General features: G+C 67.9%; 15 protein-coding genes. 5 read left to right on the top strand and 10 right to left on the bottom strand.

Features of this window, described 5'->3' with window-relative positions; genetic code table 11:
• Position 1: 1 nt before the first annotated feature.
• Positions 2-550, bottom strand: coding sequence for a chorismate mutase (locus tag PGN27_RS22605; protein ID WP_335328118.1), 549 nt, complete (start codon positions 548-550; stop codon positions 2-4).
• Positions 550-2,310, bottom strand: coding sequence for an N-acyl-D-amino-acid deacylase family protein (locus PGN27_RS22600; protein WP_335328117.1), 1,761 nt, complete (start codon positions 2,308-2,310; stop codon positions 550-552). Before PGN27_RS22600 ends, PGN27_RS22605 begins: the two co-directional genes overlap by 1 nt.
• Positions 2,311-2,593: 283 nt before the next feature.
• Here PGN27_RS22600 and PGN27_RS22595 point away from each other — a divergent pair, with 283 nt between their 5' ends.
• Positions 2,594-3,415 (top strand): type IV toxin-antitoxin system AbiEi family antitoxin, encoded by an 822-nt coding sequence (locus PGN27_RS22595; RefSeq protein ID WP_335328116.1) that lies wholly within the window; start codon positions 2,594-2,596, stop codon positions 3,413-3,415.
• A gap of 2 nt (positions 3,416-3,417) precedes the next feature.
• Here the strand turns inward: PGN27_RS22595 and PGN27_RS22590 are convergent, their stop codons facing one another.
• The gene (locus tag PGN27_RS22590) at positions 3,418-4,413 is read right to left on the bottom strand and encodes an LmeA family phospholipid-binding protein (RefSeq protein ID WP_335328115.1); all 996 of its coding nucleotides are present in this window, start codon (positions 4,411-4,413) and stop codon (positions 3,418-3,420) included.
• A gap of 78 nt (positions 4,414-4,491) precedes the next feature.
• Positions 4,492-4,770 carry a hypothetical protein gene (locus tag PGN27_RS22585; protein WP_335328114.1) on the bottom strand — a complete coding sequence of 93 codons (279 nt, stop codon included), beginning with the start codon at positions 4,768-4,770 and terminating at the stop codon, positions 4,492-4,494.
• A 106-nt stretch (positions 4,771-4,876) separates the two neighbouring features.
• Between PGN27_RS22585 and PGN27_RS22580 the strand changes: the two genes are divergently transcribed.
• Positions 4,877-6,643 (top strand): sulfatase-like hydrolase/transferase, encoded by a 1,767-nt coding sequence (locus PGN27_RS22580; RefSeq protein ID WP_335328113.1) that lies wholly within the window; start codon positions 4,877-4,879, stop codon positions 6,641-6,643.
• An 18-nt stretch (positions 6,644-6,661) separates the two neighbouring features.
• On the opposite strand, the gene PGN27_RS22575 is transcribed toward PGN27_RS22580, so the two are convergent.
• Positions 6,662-7,345, bottom strand: a complete 684-nt coding sequence (locus tag PGN27_RS22575) for a YceI family protein (RefSeq protein WP_335328112.1) — start codon at positions 7,343-7,345, stop codon at positions 6,662-6,664.
• A gap of 157 nt (positions 7,346-7,502) precedes the next feature.
• Between PGN27_RS22575 and PGN27_RS22570 the strand changes: the two genes are divergently transcribed.
• From PGN27_RS22570 to PGN27_RS22560, 3 genes are read left to right on the top strand one after another with little or no spacing between them, the layout of a single operon-like run.
• Positions 7,503-9,122, top strand: a complete 1,620-nt coding sequence (locus PGN27_RS22570) for a peptide chain release factor 3 (RefSeq protein WP_030135895.1) — start codon at positions 7,503-7,505, stop codon at positions 9,120-9,122.
• A 42-nt stretch (positions 9,123-9,164) separates the two neighbouring features.
• Positions 9,165-9,371 carry a CopG family transcriptional regulator gene (locus PGN27_RS22565; protein ID WP_335328110.1) on the top strand — a complete coding sequence of 69 codons (207 nt, stop codon included), beginning with the start codon at positions 9,165-9,167 and terminating at the stop codon, positions 9,369-9,371.
• A complete protein-coding gene (locus PGN27_RS22560) occupies positions 9,368-9,742 on the top strand; it encodes a type II toxin-antitoxin system death-on-curing family toxin (protein ID WP_335328109.1) in 375 nt (124 codons plus the stop codon). The genes PGN27_RS22565 and PGN27_RS22560 overlap by 4 nt, the downstream gene beginning before the upstream one ends.
• Here PGN27_RS22560 and PGN27_RS22555 read toward each other — a convergent pair whose 3' ends face one another.
• From PGN27_RS22555 to PGN27_RS22535, 5 genes are read right to left on the bottom strand one after another with little or no spacing between them, the layout of a single operon-like run.
• Positions 9,743-10,687 carry a mechanosensitive ion channel family protein gene (locus tag PGN27_RS22555; protein ID WP_335328108.1) on the bottom strand — a complete coding sequence of 315 codons (945 nt, stop codon included), beginning with the start codon at positions 10,685-10,687 and terminating at the stop codon, positions 9,743-9,745. It lies immediately after the preceding gene.
• Positions 10,688-10,717: 30 nt separating this feature from the next.
• Entirely contained in the window at positions 10,718-11,215 is a 498-nt protein-coding gene (locus PGN27_RS22550) for an O-acetyl-ADP-ribose deacetylase (protein ID WP_335328107.1), read from the bottom strand.
• Positions 11,216-11,222: 7 nt separating this feature from the next.
• Positions 11,223-14,324 (bottom strand): helicase HerA domain-containing protein, encoded by a 3,102-nt coding sequence (locus PGN27_RS22545; RefSeq protein WP_335328106.1) that lies wholly within the window; start codon positions 14,322-14,324, stop codon positions 11,223-11,225.
• The gene (locus tag PGN27_RS22540) at positions 14,324-14,935 is read right to left on the bottom strand and encodes a hypothetical protein (RefSeq protein ID WP_335328105.1); all 612 of its coding nucleotides are present in this window, start codon (positions 14,933-14,935) and stop codon (positions 14,324-14,326) included. Before PGN27_RS22540 ends, PGN27_RS22545 begins: the two co-directional genes overlap by 1 nt.
• Before the next feature lie 39 nt (positions 14,936-14,974).
• Positions 14,975-15,937, bottom strand: a complete 963-nt coding sequence (locus tag PGN27_RS22535) for a DUF7159 family protein (protein WP_335328104.1) — start codon at positions 15,935-15,937, stop codon at positions 14,975-14,977.
• Between the last annotated feature and the right edge of the window lie 1,329 nt (positions 15,938-17,266).

Genomic DNA, 17,266 nt, shown 5'->3' with positions numbered 1-17,266 from the left:
ATCAGCGGCAGTAGTCGTGCGTCGCGTACTCCAGCGCGCGCCGGAACACCGGGTCCAGCCCGCGGTTGCGTGCGGCCTCATCGACTGCAGCCGCCAGTTCCGCCGGACACGACGGATCGTGCAGTTCCTGCCATCGGTGCCCGATCTCGGCGACCATGGTCTGGTTCAGCGTGTCGATCTTCGCGCGGGTGTCCGCGAGGTCGGGGGCGGTGACGGGCGCGGCGGCCGGGTCGATCTTCCAGTACGCGAACAGGCTGTGCTGCAACGAGACCGAGGCGTCGATCTGGTCGCGGAAGACCTCGCGCACATAGCCGGGATCGGTCCCCTGCTGCTGCGCGGCGGCAGCGACACCGTCGAGGACCTGCTGTTCACGCGGTGGGTCCGAGATCGCACCGCCGGTGAGGTATTTGGACGCAGCGACGGGGTCGGCGGTCTGCAGCCGCTGCGCGGCGGCATCGACCAGCGGTAGCAGCGGGCTCAGCACATCGGCACCGGCGGCCGGGACGACCGTCGCGAAGGCCAGCGCGGCGGCGATCAGGGGTGTGCGCATCAGCGGGTCCCGCGCAGCAGCCGGCCGGGGCGCTTGCCGGTGTCCACCCCGTCGCGCCGGGTGATCACACCGTTGACGATCGTCGCGGTATAGCCCGACGCGCCCTGGACCAGCCGGTGCCCGCCGGCGGGCAGGTCAAAGGCCATCCGCGGTGCGTGCAGCGTCAGTGCGTCGAGGTCGATCACGTTGATATCGGCCTTCTTTCCGGTCTGGATCACGCCGCGGTCGGTGAGCCCGAACAGCTGCGCGGTGTCATGGGACTGTTTGCGAACAACGTACTCCAGCGGCAGCTTCTCGCCGCGGTGTCGATCGCGCGCCCAGTGCGTCAGCAGGAAGGTCGGATAGGACGCATCGCAGATCATGCTGCAGTGGGCGCCACCGTCGGAGAGCCCCAGCACCCCGGCGGGATGGGTCATCATCTCCCGGATGGCGTCGTGATTGCCGTCGGAGTAGTTGAACATCGGCAGCATCAGCATGTTCGACGCATCGGCCTCCAGCATCAGGTCGTACATGGCGGCCAGCACATCCTGGCCGCGGTCGGCGGCGATGGCGGCCACCGTCTTGTCGCGGGTGGGCTCGTAGTCGGGCGGTTCGCCCAGCGAATACAACCGGTCACCGGAGTACTGGGCGAGGGCGAACATCCCGTCGAACAGCACGTTCGGATCGATCGGCAGATCCTCTTCGGACAGAATGGCTTGTCGCACAGCCGGTTCGGCCAGCCGGGCCGCCAACTCCTCGCGGCCGCACGATGCCTTCAACGCGCGGTAGGTGGGGCGATGGGTGAAGGCATGGTGACCGGGAAAGCCCAGTAGCATGCCGAACGGTCGGGCCGCGACCTGGGGATACAACCGGCTGCCCGCCTGATGCGCGGCGGCAGACAGGTCGAGCTGCTCGCGCCACAGCTGTGGGTCGGCGTCGACCTGGATGAGCGCGAAGCTCAGCGCACAGTCGATCTCCTCGCCCAGCCTGCGCATCCATTCCAGCTCCCTGCGCGGGGCGACGATGTCCTCACCGGCGGCACCCTGCGGCGCCAATTCGAAGACCGCGCCGCCGCCGGCCGCGATGGCCCGGCCCAGGGCGAACAGTTCGTCCTCGGCGGCGAAGGTTCCCGGCACCGGTTCGCCGTCCATGGCCCGGTGTGCCAGCGTCCGCGATGACGAAAACCCCAGCGCCCCGGCCTCGATGGCCTCTCGGACGATGCTGCTCATCGCCGCGATGTCCTCGGGTGTCGCCGGTTCGTTACGGGCGCCGCGTTCACCCATCGCATAGGCCCGCACCGTCCCGTGCGCGATCTGGCTACCCATGTCCACGGCGAGCTCGCGTCGTCCGATGACATCGAGATACTCCGCGTAGCTCTCCCAGCCCCAGGTGATGCCCTCGGTGAGCGCGGTGCCGGGAATATCCTCGACACCCTCCATGAGTTCGATGAGCCACTGTTCCTGACCGGGCCGCACCGGAGCGAAACCCACCCCGCAGTTGCCCGCGACGACGGTCGTCACACCGTGGCTGCTCGACGGTTCGAGCACATCGTCCCAGCTGACCTGTCCGTCGTAGTGGGTGTGGATGTCGACGAAGCCGGGCGCGACGATCTTGCCGGTGGCCTCGATGGTTTCGGCCGTTTCGGCGGCAAGTGGCGGGTCGCCTGGGCCACGGCGACGCACCTCGACGATGCGTCCATCCTTGACTGCCACGTCGGCGGTGAATCGGTCCGCACCGGTGCCGTCGACAACTGTTCCGCCGGTGATCAACAGATCGAACACAGCTCACTCCTTCGGTTCCCCGCATCGTGTGTAGCACCGCCGGCCGCGCGGACCAGGCAGATTTGAAAAAGTGTTCACTGCTGGTGACTGGGGCAGGTATGCGTCACAACGCTTGGACGAGATCGGCGTGAGGGTCGTGAGTACGGAGTGGTGACGGCACAACCGCAACCCTCAGGCAGATCTCGCCCGAGCAGTTTCAGACGATCCCCTCCGGACCGTGGTTATCCACAGCGTGGAGGTGCACGAGCGCGGGTTTGTCGGTGGCGGCGCGCACCATCCCGTCATGGAACCGTTCGTGGGCAGCGAGGCGCTCGCCGGTGGGATGATGACGCGTGGTGTCCTGCGGGCCCGATATACCGCAATCCTGCCGAACATCTATGTCGCCAAGGGCACTCAGCTGACGCTGGAGGTCCGCGCACGCGCGGCCTGGTTGTGGAGCGGCCGAACCGGAATCCTTGCGGGCCGCACGGCCGCGGTCATGTACAGCACGCCATGGGAGGTCACGACCGACCCCATCGAACTCATCGCCCGGCGTACCGAACACCCCGACGGGCTGATCATCCACAATGACCGGATCGCGATCGACGAGATCGGGATGTGGAACGGACTCCCGCACACCACGCCGGCGCGTACCGCGCTGGATGTGGCACGCCACCATCCCCGGGATGCCGCGGTCACGCTTTTGGATCGGTTCTGCGCGGCATCCGGCACCACCCGGGAGGACATCGCGCAGTTGGCGGACCGCTACCGAGGCGCTCGCGGTATTAGAACCGCCCTACTGACCGCCGCCGAGATCGATCCCGGCGCCCTGACACCGGAAGAGACACGGGTCCGGCTGATGCTCTCCGATGCGGGGCTTCGGCCGCCGCACAGCAGAATTCACGTCACCGATGGTTTCGACGAGGCCGTGCTCGGCATGGGATGGCGCACACTGCGGATCGGCATCGACTGCGAACGAGCCGACCCCCGCGACAGGTCCGATTTCCTGCAGAGCCTGGGCTGGATCCACCTGACGATCGCGCCCGGCGAGAACCTCACCTCGGTGAGCTCCCGGGTCCGCCGGGCGATGCGGGCCAGGAGAAGGCACCTGCCGGTGCGGCGCTGAGGTCAGAGGTCGGCGAAGCAGGCGTCGCTTTCGCCCGACGGGATGGTCGCATCGGTACTGGAGAAGGTGCCGTCGACACCGGTCTTGGTGACCTTCACCGAATCGGCCTTGATACCCAGCGGGTAGTTCTCGTTGAGCTTGGTGGTCAGCTCGCTCAGCGCGGTCTGCACCGTGGCCTTGTCGAACGCTCCGGCGACATCCTGCACGGTGAGTTCCAGATTACCGTCGCGCACTTCGGGTTTGGCGGTGATCGTGGTTCCCCCGGCGGCCTCCATGATCAGGGTGCCCGCGTTCGCGTCGGTCCGCACCGCCGTCACCAGATTGCCGACGACCGGCAGGCTCTCGGCGACCGTCTGCTTGATGCCCTCGGCTGTCCAGGAGAGGTGGGCAGTCACCTTGCCGATGGTGCCCTTGGAGTTGGTCGAATCCGCAAGCTCGATATCGCTGAGCGTCACGTCGGCGGTCATGCCCTTGGCGGCCTGGACGCGGTCACCGGTGGTGACCACCGAGATGTCGGTGTAGTGATCGGTCAGGTACTGCCATAGGAAGGGCGGTGTCACCGAGTAGGAGACGTCGGCGGTGTCCTCGACCAGGCAGTCGGTGATGCTGGACAGCACGGTGCCCGCGCGGTACCTGGCGAAGAGTTCGGCGCCGGCCAGGACGGCCACCAGGGCGGCGATCACGATGACCGCGGTCAGCACGATGGTCTGACGGTTGCGGGCGGGCTTCGGTTCGGGCGTCTGTGGTCCGGGCGGCAGCTTCTGGATGGGTGGTGGCGGGATCGGCGGCGGTGGCGGGACCGGGATCTTGCGTGTCGCGGGTTCGGCTATCCGGTGCTGCTGCGTGGGCGGCTCGGGTCGCGGTATCCGTTGCGTGGGCGGCTCCGGCCTGGGGATGCGCTGAGTGGGGCTGTGCGGGTCCCCCGGGCGCGCCGGCCTGGGGATACGCCGCGTCGCCGGGTCGCGCGGCTGGTCGGGCGGCAGCTGTCCTGGCGGCATCTGACGATTCTGCCAGGACTCTCTGCCAATACACCGCCGGCGGGAAACCTGGGTTCCCCGTCGGCGTCGGTCGACGGCCTACTCGGCCGGGTTCTGCTCCGCGGTGGTGTACCTGGTCCAGAAGGCGAAGGCGACCAGCGCCGTGGCCACACCCACCGCGATCCACACCACGGCCGAGATGATCAGCGAGATCGGCGACAGCCCGAAGCTGGACAGCGCGAACCCGGCGTACACCAGCCACAGCAACCGGTACACCGACCACAGCACGCTCAGACCCGCGAAGATGGCGATGGCCAGCGCGGGGGTGCGCTCGACCCGCTTGGTGAGCTCATGGAGCTGGGCGGGGATCACGTTCATCGGTTCTTCCTTTCGTGGGGCGCCGCCTCGTCCGGCGTCGTCATGGCACAAGTACATCGATGCGTTTTCGCTACCGATCCCAAGAATTGGGGTGTTGGATGACGTCATGAACCGGCCCGACATCGTCATCCTGATGACCGACGAGGAACGCGCGATCCCGCCGTACGAGGCGGCCGATGTCCTGGACTGGCGACGGCGGGTGCTGCCCGGTCGGCGCTGGTTCGACGAGAACGGTGTCAGCTTCACCAGGCACTACACCGGTTCGCTGGCGTGCGTGCCCAGCCGTCCGACGCTGTTCACCGGGCACTACCCCGACCTGCACGGTGTCACCCAGACCGACGGGCTAGGCAAGCGCTACGACGACTCGCGGTTGCGCTGGCTGCGTCGCGGCGAGGTCCCGACCCTGGGCAACTGGTTCCGGGCGGCCGGCTATGACACCCACTACGACGGCAAATGGCATATCTCCCATGTCGATCTGACCGACCCGGCCACGGGCAGGATCCTGGCGACCAACGATGACGATGGCGCCATCGACGAGGCCGCCGTGCGGGCCTACCTGGACGCCGACCCATTGGACCCGTACGGCTTCTCGGGCTGGGTGGGTCCCGAACCGCACGGAGCGGCCATGGCCAACAGCGGTTTTCGGCGCGACCCGCTGGTCGCCGACCGGATCGTGGCGTGGCTCGAAGATCGCTACGCGCGTCGGCGGGCCGGTGATCCCGCGGCGTTGACGCCCTTCCTGTTGGTGGCCAGCTTCGTCAATCCGCATGACATCGTGTTGTTCCCGGCCTGGTCACGGCGCAACCCGCTGGCGGCATCGCAGGCGGACCCGCCGCACGTACCGGCGGCCCCCACCGCGTCGGAGGACCTGTCGGCCAAACCCGCCGCCCAGGCCGCGTTCCGCGATGCCTACTTCTCCGGGTACGGACCCTCGCGTGCCGTGCGGCGCACCTACCGCACCAAGGCCCAGCAGTACCGCGACCTGTACTACCGGCTGCACGCCGAGGTGGACGGTCCGCTGGACCGGGTTCGCCGAGCCGTCACCGAGGGCTCGGCCGAGGCAGTCCTGGTGCGCACCTCCGATCATGGCGAGCTGTTGGGCGCGCACGGCGGATTGCACCAGAAATGGTTCAACCTCTACGACGAGGCGACCCGGGTCCCGTTCGTGATAGCCCGCACCGGTGCCGGTGCCACCGCGGCGCGCACCGTGGCGGTGCCCACCTCACATGTGGATTTGGTGCCGACTCTGCTCGGTGCCGCCGGGGTGGACGTCGCGTCGGTGGCCGCCGAGCTCGCCCGCACCTTCAGCGAGGTACATCCGCTGCCCGGCCGGGATCTGATGCCGGTGGTCGACGGGGCGCCCGCCGACGAGGACCGGGCGGTGTACCTGCTGACCCGCGACAATGTGCTCGAAGGCGATTCGGGCGCCTCAGGCCTGGCCCGCCAGTTGGGTCGCGATGTCAATCCGCCTGCACCGCTGCGCATCCGGGTGCCCGTCGACGTGGCAGGCAACTTCGAGGGGCTGGTGGCCCGGGTCGACGGCCGGTTGTGGAAGCTGGTGCGAACATTCGACGACCCGGGAACCTGGACCGAGCCCGGTGTGCGCCAGCTCGCCTACACCGGTCGAGGAGCGCAGCGCTATCGCAGCGATGTCCTCGACGATCAGTGGGAGCTCTACGACCTGACCGGAGATCCGGGTGAGGCCGTCAATCGCTGGGACGACCCGTCGCTCGACGGGGTGCGCGCGGCACTGCGCACCCGGCTCAAGCAGGTGCGCGCCGAAGCGGTGCCCGAACGCAACAATCCGTGGCCCTATGTCCGGCGGCGCGGCACGCAGGAGTCGAAACGCTGGTGGACGCGGCTGTTCGGCTGACCCACGTTTTCAGTACAGCTACGCCTTGGCCAGGTACACCAGGAACTCGATGACGGCCGTCGATTGCACCTCGAGTAACGAGGCGAACGGTTTCGGCGGTGTGACGTTGAAGTCGGGCAGCCGCACCGGGACCGTGCCCACCGCCTCTACCCGGTCGCCGTTGCGCCGCACATCGACCTGCGCGGTCTCCGGGCGGGTGACCCCCTTAATGGTCAGCTGAACCGGAACCTCCACTCGGGCCGAGCTGCCGTCGGCCGGTATCGCGGACACGTCGGTCGGGACGTTGCCGACCAGCTCGGCGGTGGGGAACGTGTCGGTCTCCAGCGCGTCCGCGCTGCGGAACTTCTCATCGCGACCGGGGCTTCCCGTTTCCAGGCCTGCCACGTCGACGGTGAACCTCAACGACCGCACGTGGGAGTCCTCGATCTGGACGGTGCCGGTGACCGTGTCACTGCGTCCGCTGACATCGACTGTCTCCCAGAGCAATTGCTGCTGCACCCGGTAACCGACCTGAGATCCGGGCTGCACGGTCCAGGTGCCGTCTAACGCGCCGGCACCCGGCTGAGCCCCGGCGGCGAATGCCAACTCCGGCTCGGGCGGGCCCTGGACGTAGTTCTTGTAGGCCCACGGCGTGGCCGCGACCACCGCGACCAGCAGGACCACCAGCACCCCCGCGACGACCGCCGCGACCCTTTTCTTCACCGGGTCATGGTGACAAAGGTGGCGAGCCAGCGGGGCGATCTTGATCTAATTCACAGCGCCGCAATAGGTCGAGGACGTCGGCGGCCGAGAGGAACACGCAAGGCGCAGGCCTACGATTATCGGTTTACCGACCTGGGCAAATATCATCGATCCCGAGATGACCGAGAACGCCGTGACCACCGCCGACACCAAATCCGCCGCCCGGATCAGCCAGGAGGCCGCCCGTCGGCGCACCTTCGCGGTGATCAGCCACCCCGACGCCGGTAAGTCGACGCTGACCGAGGCGCTCGCCCTGCACGCCAGGGTGATCAACGAGGCCGGCGCCATCCACGGCAAGGCCGGTCGCAAGTCCACCGTCTCGGACTGGATGGAGATGGAGAAGGCCCGCGGCATCTCGATCACCTCGACCGCACTGCAGTTCCCCTACCGCGACTGCGTCATCAACCTGCTCGACACCCCCGGGCACGCCGATTTCTCCGAGGACACCTACCGGGTGCTCACCGCCGTCGATGCCGCGGTCATGCTGATCGATGCCGCCAAAGGCCTTGAGCCGCAGACCCTGAAGTTGTTCCAGGTGTGTAAGCACCGCGGTATCCCGATCATCACCGTGATCAACAAGTGGGACCGCCCGGGCCGGCACGCGCTGGAGCTGATGGACGAGATCCACGAACGCATCGGGTTGCGCACCACCCCGCTGACCTGGCCGGTCGGCATTGCCGGCGACTTCAAGGGCGTGATGGACCGCCGCAAGGGCCATTACATCCGCTTCACCCGCACCGCCGGCGGCGCGACCGCCGCCCCGGAGGAACACATCCCGGCCGACCAGGCGTACGCCGCGGCCGAGGGTGACTGGGACACGGCGGTCGAGGAATCCGAGCTGCTGTCGATGGACGGCTCGGATTATGACCGTGACACGTTCCTGTCCGGCGAGTCCTCCCCGGTGCTGTTCACCTCGGCGGCGCTGAACTTCGGGGTCAACCAGCTGCTCGACGTGCTGGTCGACCTTGCGCCCCCGCCGGGCCCGATCGTCGACGTCGAGGGGAACCCGCGCCCGGTGGACGCGCCGTTCAGCGCGTTCGTGTTCAAGGTGCAGGCCGGAATGGACTCCTCCCACCGCGACCGGATCGCCTACGCCCGGGTGTGCTCGGGCACCTTCGAGCGCGGTGATGTGCTGACCCACGCCGGTACCGGCAAACCGTTCGTCACCAAGTACGCGCAGTCGGTGTTCGGCCGGGAACGTTCCACGTTGGACGATGCCTGGCCCGGCGATGTGATCGGGCTGGCCAACGCGGCCGCACTCCGGCCGGGTGACACGCTGTATCGCGATCTGCCGGTGACGTTCCCGCCGATCCCGAGCTTCTCCCCCGAGTACTTCTCGGTGGTGCGCGGCAAGGATCCCAGCAAGCACAAGCAGTTCCGCAAGGGTATCGAGCAGCTCGATCAAGAGGGTGTGGTGCAGGTCCTGCGCTCGGACAAGCGCGGTGAGCAGGCGCCGGTGTTCGCCGCCGTCGGCCCCATGCAGTTCGAGGTGGCCGCGCACCGCATGGAAACCGAGATCGGCGCCGCCATCACCTTGGAGTCGCTGCCCTACCAGGTGGCACGCATCGTGGATCCCGAGGACGCGGAGTTCATGAACAAGCAGGTCTCGGCCGAGGTGCTGACCCGGTCCGACGGCGTCATGCTGGTCCTGTTCTCCACACCGTGGCGGCTGGAGGGCTTCTTGCGGGACAACCCGACGATCACGCTGCGCTCGCTGGTGGCCGCTGCCGACGGGTGAATCCGCACGTCATAGGCGGTATCACTTCGGTATCATGCGGACATGGGCATGACACTTCGTACCAGCGAGGAGCAAACCGAGGCGCTGCGTCGGCAGGCCGCCGCCGAGGGGCGATCGATGCAGGCCGTCGCGTTGGCGGCCATCGACGAATACATCGCACGGCACGCGCACAAGTCGAAGGTCGACTCGGTCCTGAATCGGGTGCTCGTCGAGGAAGCCGGAGTTCTCGAACGACTCAAAGACGCGTGACCGAGTACCTGGACCTCGAGGACCTCATCGAGATCGCGCGCCGAGCCATCGACAAAGACGTGGTCATCCGTGACCATGGACTGCTCGAATCCGCCCTGTCCCGGCCCCGCGCGACCGTGTTCGGCGAGGATGCCTACCCCGATCTCTTCGTCAAGGCCGCGGCGCTGATGCACTCGATCGCGCGCAATCACGCACTGGTCGACGGCAACAAGCGGCTGGCGTGGACCGCATGCCGGACGTTCCTGGCGCTCAACGAGCGATGGGTGCATGCGCCGGAGGACGATCGTTTCGACTTCGTCGTTCAGGTCGCGACAGGCGCGGAGCCGGACTTGGATCGCATTGCCGATATGCTCCGCGCGTGGTGCGCTTGACTATTCGGCCTCGCCGTTGACCGACACCGGCGTGCGCAGTTGCGGGTAGGGCAGGTCGATACCGTTCTCGTCGTAGGCGCGCAAGATCTCGCGGCGCAGCCGACGCTGAACCGACCACTGCGCGTTGGGCTTCGTCTTGATGGTGAGCCGCAGGGTCACCTGATCCGATGACATCGTCTGCACGCCCAGCATTTCCGGCTCGCCGAGCACCTTGGCCGCGATGACGTCGTCCTTGACGGCCTCGCGGGCGGCATCGAGGGCCACCCGTTCGGCGTGTTGCAGGTCGGCGTTCAGCGCCACCGGCACCTCGATGCGTGCGACGGCGTAATCCTGACTCATGTTCCCCACCCGGGCGATCTCGCCATTGCGCACGTACCAGAGGGTGCCGTCGATATCGCGGACGGTGGTGATGCGCAGGCCCACGCTTTCGACCTCACCGCTGGCCTCACCCAGGTCCACGGTGTCCCCGACGCCGTACTGGTCTTCGAGGAGCATGAAGACGCCGGTGACGAAGTCGCGGACCAGGTTCTGCGCGCCGAAGCCGATGGCCAGTCCGACCACACCGGCCGAGGCGATGAACGGTGCGATGTTGACCCCGAAGACGTTCAGCACGCTGAGCACCACCCAGACGAGCAGCACGATCGACACCGTCGACTTCAGCACCGAACCGATGGTCTGGGCGCGCTGCTGACGGCGGGCGGCAGCCTTGGCGGCGCTGGCCGCGTTGCCGCGCTCGCGCAGATTCCGCAGCCGACCGGCCCGCTTGGGTTCGGCATCGTCGATGATCTTGGGATTGCGGCCGGTGGTGGCGCGGTCGATCATGCGATGCAGCACGAAACGCGCGATCAACGCGACCAGCATGTACACCACGACGCGGATGGGAACTTCGATCAGCCAGTGCTTGTTGGTATCCGTCCATTCGAAGGCAAGGTTGACCACATCCATGGTTTCGACCGTACCCAGAGGGGCTGGGGGTCAATCAAGTTCTGCGGTCACGGCGTCGAATGTCCGCTCGTCAAACGCGATGATGCGCGCTTCGGTGATATTCGTCTCGGTCGAGGTGATGGTCTCGATGGCGGCCTTGATGGCATCCCCCTTGGGCCAGCCGTAGACTCCGGCGCTGATCAGCGGGAAAGCGATTGTGCGGGCGTCGAGTTCGTCGGCGACCTGCAGGCAGCGTGCATAGCAGGACACCAGGAGTGAACGGTCGCGCTGACCTGCGCTGTGATTGGGTCCGACGGTGTGGATCACCCAGCGCGCCGGCAATCGACCCGCGGTGGTCCACCCGGCGTCACCGGTGGCCAAACCGTCCGGAAAACGACGGATGCAGTCCTGCAGCACCTCGGGGCCGCCGGCGCGGTGGATGGCACCGTCGACTCCTCCGCCGCCGCGCATGGCGTTGTTGGCGGCGTTGACGATGGCGTCCACGCTCTGCTGGGTGATGTCTCCGTGCACGGCGGTAATGGTCGGCATGGGACCACTATGCCCGTGACGATGCCTGTGACAGGGCCAGCACCTCGTCGGCCGATGGCGGGCTGGCCGGGTGGTAGGACAGGCACCAGGGCGCGGTGACGCGGTGGAAGGACTTGCCCTCGGTGGCGACGTAGAAGTTGCCCGCCCGCAGTCGGCTGATATCGCTGATCAGTCCGCCCTTGGCGCGGGCCATCTCCTCGGCGGTGGCGATCTGCACCGGGGAGTTGAGCAGGCCGTAGAACTGGGTCGCCGCATTGCCGGGGATGTGGTTGTGCAGGCCCTTGGGCGCCTGGGTGGCGAAGATCAGCCCGAGGCCGTACTTGCGCGCCTGTGACGCCAGCGCCAGGGTGCTGCGGGTGCTGGCGGTCAGCCCGCGAGCCGGCGCCAGGGTCTGCGCCTCGTCCATCACCAGCAGGCCACTGAGCGGCCTGTCGGCGGCCGGGTGGCGTTTGATCCACGCGAACAGCGCCATCTGCAGTTGGCTGACGAAGCTCTGGCGCTGTTCGTCGCTGGGCAGGCCGATCATGCTGATCACCGAGACCCGCGCGCGTTTGCCCGCGGCGGGGGTCAGCAGCTCTCCCGGGTCCAACGCCGTCCCGGCGCCGCCGAACAGCGGGTCGTTGACGGTGGCGGCACGCAAATTCTGCGCCATCTCGGCGGCCATCTTGGGCGCGTCGGCGAGCTCGCTGACATCCTCGGGCAGGTCGGCCAGCATGCCGATGAACCCGAGCAACGTCGGGTCGGGTTGACGGCCATAGTGCTGCAACGCTTCTCGCAGCACGGCGCGCGAGCGGGCGGCCTTGGCGGTCTGTCCGCTGATCTGGGCGCGCGGTTCCAACGCGGCGACGGCGGATTCGACGGCCTCGGTGAATTCGTCGTGGTCGTCGACCACGCTGGCGAAATCGGGTAGCGGCTGGAAGGCCAGCGGGCGGCCGCTGCTGCGGCGCGGGGTCCAGATGACGACCTCGGTGTGGTCCAGGTAATCCGTGGCGCGGGGGTCGTCGGCACGCTGCCAGCCGCTCGGTGTCTGCGGCCACGCGGTGCCCAGGCGCGACAGATCGTTGTTGGGGTCCAACACGATCGAGGAGATCCCGCGCAGCGCGGCCTCTTCGACGAGGCGCCGGATCAGCACGGTCTTACCCGATCCCGAGCCGGCGAAGATGGCGACGTGTTTGCGCAGTGCGGCCAGGTCGATCGCCACGGTGGAGTCGGTGCGCACGTCGATGCCCAGCGGCATCTTCGACTCGGCGGCAACGAATTCCGGCCCGTCATCGACGGTCTGGGCCGGTTCGTCGATGACGATGGCGGAGTCGTCACCGTCAAAACCGAGCGCCTCGCGCAGCACGGTGATGCCGTGCGCGGGACGGCGGGCGCGCAGCCAGGTGGTCAGGCCGGCCACATCATCATCGATGAGGTCACGCAGCGCGGTCATGGTGCGGATATCGTCATCGGACAGGGCCAGGGTGCGGCCACCCTGCTTTTCGAAGTCCTTGATCAGAGCCTCGGTCTTCGGCCCGGACGGCCACGGCATGTTGCGCAGGAAGAACAGGTTGCGCCGGTCGGTGTGGGCGTTCAAACCCGTTGCGCTGAGCGTCTTCTTGATCCGGTTCTGGGCGGCGACGGCGTTGGTGGCGCCGATTGCGCGGAAGGCCCAGTGCCGTTCGTCATCGGTGGCGGCGTCCAGGGTCTGGCGCAGTCGGGCGTGCAGCACGACGTGCGAGCCGGGCGGCGGGTCACAGACATAGGATTGGTCGTCGCCGTGCTCGACGATCCATGCGGTCAGCGCCGCACCGAGCAGCGCGGGGACGGCGGTGTCCTCCCCGTCGGCGTCGAGTGCGGCAGCCGGGACGGCCCGGGACCGGTATTGGGCGAACAGCCGGTCGATGGGTGAGGTGTCGGCAGTGTCGTTGTCGGGCTGCTCTTCTGGGTCCAGCTCGTCGGACAGGTGGGCCAGCTCGATGACTTCCTTGCGGCGCAGGCAGTCCCGCACGTGCGCGTCGGCGCGGATCAGCAGCTGGCGCGGGGTGTAGCCGGCGGCGTCGTCGAAGGCCGAGGGTTTGATGGGCCAGCTCGGGTAGGGCGGGGTGAAGCCGACGGTCAGGTAGGCGGCCTCGAAGCGGCGTTCCAGGATGGCGCGGCCGATATCGGCGCTCGGCAGCGGCGACAACGGTGCGGTGACGCGGAACCGGTCGGACACGCTGGCGGTGGCGCGATCGCGGATGCTCTCCCATGCCGAGGGCAGGCAGGCCACCACGGGCACGGTGCGCCGCATGGTCTGGCGCACCGACATCAGGCCGTGCGCAACCTGTTCCAGCACACCGTCGCCCGCTCCCCTGGCCTCGTCGGTGCGCGTGGAGGACTGCGCGAGCAGGGTGTCGATCTGGTCCAGCGCCAGCACCGACGGTCCGGCCAGGGCGGTCAACCGGGCGATATCGCGCACGCAGTGCTGGGCCGAGGGCGCGGTGCCGCGCAGCCGCCAGTGCAAGCGGTCGTCGGAGCCGACCTCGTCGCTGCCCTGCAGGTAGGAGTCGCCGATATCGCGGGCGACAAGATCGTTGGCGGACAACAGAACCAGCGCGCGCAGGGTCTGGTGGCAGTCGCGGACGTCGCGGCGGGCCTTGGCCAGATCGTTGACGAAGGCGTCCAGGGTTTCGCGGTCCAGGTCCTCGTCACCGATGATGGCGCGCCGGTCGGCACGCGAGACGTGCGCGATGGAGGACAGTTCCCACAGCAGGTCTTTGAGCTGGGTCTCGCGATTAGCGCCCCGGCGACCGAAACTTTCCAGCACCCCGGCGCGCACCGATTCCCAGAAGCTGGCGGCGTCGAGCAGTTCGACGACGAAGAAGTAGCCGCCACCGGCCTGGACGCGTTCGCGGATCTGACCGAGCAGGTGGGTTTTGCCGGAGCCGGCCTGGCCGCGGATGGTGACCCCGAGCGGCGCGGATTCGGGATCGCGCTGCGCGTCGGCGAAGGCCTCCATGACATCGTCGACGGCGCGTTCGTTGAGTCCGCTGACGTGGGTGGGGGCCTGCGGGCGCCACAGGTCATCGCTGGTGGGCGCCCAGGTGAGCCGAAGTGCGGCGAGTGCTTCGCGGTGTGCGTCCTGCATCAAACCTCAATCGCGATCAGGTGTTTGGCCTGTCCGCCGATGGTGATGGCGGCGGCACGGTCCTCGTCGGTGAGGACCTTCTGGTTTTCTTCGGGGATCAGGCTGATGGCGCCGGTGCGGTACAGCTCGCTCAGGGTGTCGTCCAGGTCGGCGACGTCGGAGAGTTGTTGGCGCAGGGTTCTCAAGCCGACCCAGGCGCCGGTTCTGTCGGCCAGCTCGGTGTAGGCCTGCGTGATCCGGTCGGCGGCGCTCGGCGCTTGCTTGGGCCAGAACAGCTCGGCCAGGCTCAGGTCGGCGGCGTCCAGGTAGCGGTCGAGTCCGGCCAGCACGGTGTAGAGGGTCTTGGCGGGGCCGGTGGAGCGCGGTGGCGCGCCAGCGGTGATGATGTCGCGGCAGAGCCGCCAGCCGCGGTCGGTGAGCTCGTGGACGTAGCGGCCGTCGCTGCGCTCGGATTCGATGAGGCCCAGCTCGTTCAGCTTGTCCCGGCTGCGTTTGTCCAGCTTGGGGCCGTAGGCCAGCAGGTCGGCGTTGGGCACCGGGCGCGCCTGCGCCATCAGGACGAGCAGCACGGCGCGTTCGGTCCCGGTCAGGTCGGTGGGCGTGGCACTCACGCGTTACAACGTAGCGGCATGGGCGCGGAGGCGTCCGCGCTAGCGGATGCGGTCGATGAACGGGACGCGGTCGAGCACCGGGTTGTCCCGGATCCGGGGCGCCGGGACCGGGGCGGGCGCAGGCGGCGGCGGTGGCGCTTGGACGGGCGGCGGCACGTTGAGCAGTTTCGCGCGCTCCAGCGGCCTGGGCGCCTTCGGCGGCGCGAAGGGTGCCACGCTCTGGGCCGACTGCGGTGTCGGATCGGGTTCCGGGGCAGGGTCCGATGTGGAAGGCCAAGCGAGGGTGAGGGATACGGAGACGACGAACACGATGATCGCGGCGATCAGGGTGGCGGTGAGCGCGGCGACGGTGATGTTGCGCGGTGCCTGTTCGGGTTCGTCGGGGATGGCGGCGATGTGTGCGGAGGCCAGCGCTGCGCCGCGGGTCAGGGCGAAGTCGGCCTCGGTGGCGGTGATGACGGGGCGGTCGGCGTCCGCGCGCAGGGCGGCGACCAGGTCGTCGGTGTCGGCGGAGCCCAGCACGTAGACGGCTTCTGGGCTGGGCTTGGCGGCGCGCACCACCGCGAGGACGCGGTCGGTGAGGGTGGCGGCATCGGCGTGGTCGACGCTTTCGACGTGCATGTCGAATCCGTCGACGGTGGCGACGACGGAGCTGTCGGGTTCGACGACGCAGACGACCAGGAAATCGTGCCCGGTGAGGTCGGCGATCCCACGGGCCAGCGCCTGCGCGGCGTCGACGTCGCGGACCGGGACGATCGGCGCTCCCCCGCTGTAGGTGTCGAGCGCCTCGCGGACTTTGACGGCCTCGTCCTCGGCGTCGTGTGACCAGGTGAGGCCGACGGCGTGCAGGTCGGCGTCGGCGGGCAGTTCGGCCAGGTAGTCCTCGATCTCGTCGACGTCGAGGACGCGGCGGTCCAGGTGTTGGCCTTGGCCGGTGACGCCGTCGACCAGCTCGCCGTGGACGTCTTTCGAGGTGACCGAAAGACCCAGTACGAGGCTCACGTCGTTATCCCCCTGATCTGGTTCTGTGATCATGAGGTTACCTAAGTGAAGGTGTGGTGGCTCGGCGTGGTGGACGGGGCGAAGGGCGCTGCGCGGGTGCCCGTTCGCCGACATGGGCATGTACGTCGGCGAGGGCCGCCCGGTGGTTCGCAGTTACGACCATTTATGTCACAGTGAACGCACTGCCAGGTATCGCCTGTCGGGCAGCAGCCCCCATGCACTTCCAGGGACCTCAGTCGTCCGGGTTCAAGCGCATGCCGTCGCCGATCGTGTGCGTGCGCTGCCCACTACTTTCCGGGCAGTCACGGTGCTGTGCGAACTGGTACGTCACGAAGCTCATGTGACCGCCGGACCGCATCCGGCCGGCGCAGCGCCGGCAGGGGACGGCAGGCCAGTCCTGCGCGTCGTACCGCATCGAGAACCGGTTCGGGTTTCGACAGTGGCTCAGGCACGCAGCCTGGTGAGTTTTCCGAGGCAATTGCCACAGCTGCCACGACCAGATCTACCTCACCGGATGGCCTCACCGGTGAGGTCGGCGGCCGTGCACCGGCGTCTCGTTCAGAGCCAAGATCATTTGCTCGACCTCATCATCGGTGCACCGCCAGATCGAGCGCGACCCGGCCGGAACCGTCTTCTTGATCGAGGTACGCCAGTACCGTCAGCACGGTTGTCGGACCGGCGCCGGGCACGAGGGGCGCTCAGTCTCCGGGCCGGCACGGCGCCGAAACGCGTAGCGCCACGGCCGCTACTGCGACCGGACCTCCAGGTTCGTGATGATTCCGTCCTTCTAGTCGGCGGGTTCGAATACGTGCAGACGGTGTGATTGTTTGCTGCATATGGTCATTGTCCCCGGGTGGGTGAGACACTATCGAGTCGCTCCAGTCCTGGCGCAGGACTGGCAGTCGGGGTAGAAGCAGTGGATCCCTGAAGCCGATGGACCCCAGCTGCTAGCCAGGTTACGCTGCGACGATCTACCGGATCCGGGCCGAGCTCGCCGAGTCGACTCCGCCGAACTGGCGACGGTTTAGATGCGCGGGTGGACGGCGGGCACGCATTAGTGATCGACGCCCAACCTTCCAATGCGGCTGCCCCCTTGCGTCCGGCGATGTCATCATCGCGGTCGAGGATCGCCCAATTAGTACCCAGAATGATCTCTTGTGTGCTCTTCGGTTGTGTGCTCTTCGGTGCGACGTCGATAATAGACGAGTCGCAGTTTTGGCAATGCGCGACGGCTACCAAGTAGCCGTAGAATGCCTTCCATGCAGTGTTCGAACCTACAGCTAGTGCGTGTGTCAGGCCCGGCCCGGTCCAATCCGGCATCAGGCTGAC

The sequence above is a fragment of the Mycolicibacterium neoaurum genome (genome assembly GCF_036946495.1).
GTDB lineage: Bacteria > Actinomycetota > Actinomycetes > Mycobacteriales > Mycobacteriaceae > Mycobacterium > Mycobacterium neoaurum_B.
Note: the sequence above shows the minus strand (reverse complement) of the source record. Positions and strands in the feature narration are given on the sequence as shown.

Bases quoted from the DNA above. Each gene is read 5' to 3' on its own strand.
- PGN27_RS22605 (WP_335328118.1), bottom strand. From the start codon at position 550: ATGCGCACACCCCTGATCGCCGCCGCGCTGGCCTTCGCGACGGTCGTC.
- PGN27_RS22595 (WP_335328116.1), top strand. From the start codon at position 2,594: ATGGAACCGTTCGTGGGCAGCGAGGCGCTCGCCGGTGGGATGATGACG.
- PGN27_RS22590 (WP_335328115.1), bottom strand. From the start codon at position 4,413: ATGCCGCCAGGACAGCTGCCGCCCGACCAGCCGCGCGACCCGGCGACG.
- PGN27_RS22585 (WP_335328114.1), bottom strand. From the start codon at position 4,770: ATGAACGTGATCCCCGCCCAGCTCCATGAGCTCACCAAGCGGGTCGAG.
- PGN27_RS22580 (WP_335328113.1), top strand. From the start codon at position 4,877: ATGAACCGGCCCGACATCGTCATCCTGATGACCGACGAGGAACGCGCG.
- PGN27_RS22570 (WP_030135895.1), top strand. From the start codon at position 7,503: ATGACCGAGAACGCCGTGACCACCGCCGACACCAAATCCGCCGCCCGG.
- PGN27_RS22565 (WP_335328110.1), top strand. From the start codon at position 9,165: ATGGGCATGACACTTCGTACCAGCGAGGAGCAAACCGAGGCGCTGCGT.
- PGN27_RS22555 (WP_335328108.1), bottom strand. From the start codon at position 10,687: ATGGATGTGGTCAACCTTGCCTTCGAATGGACGGATACCAACAAGCAC.
- PGN27_RS22550 (WP_335328107.1), bottom strand. From the start codon at position 11,215: ATGCCGACCATTACCGCCGTGCACGGAGACATCACCCAGCAGAGCGTG.
- PGN27_RS22545 (WP_335328106.1), bottom strand. From the start codon at position 14,324: ATGCAGGACGCACACCGCGAAGCACTCGCCGCACTTCGGCTCACCTGG.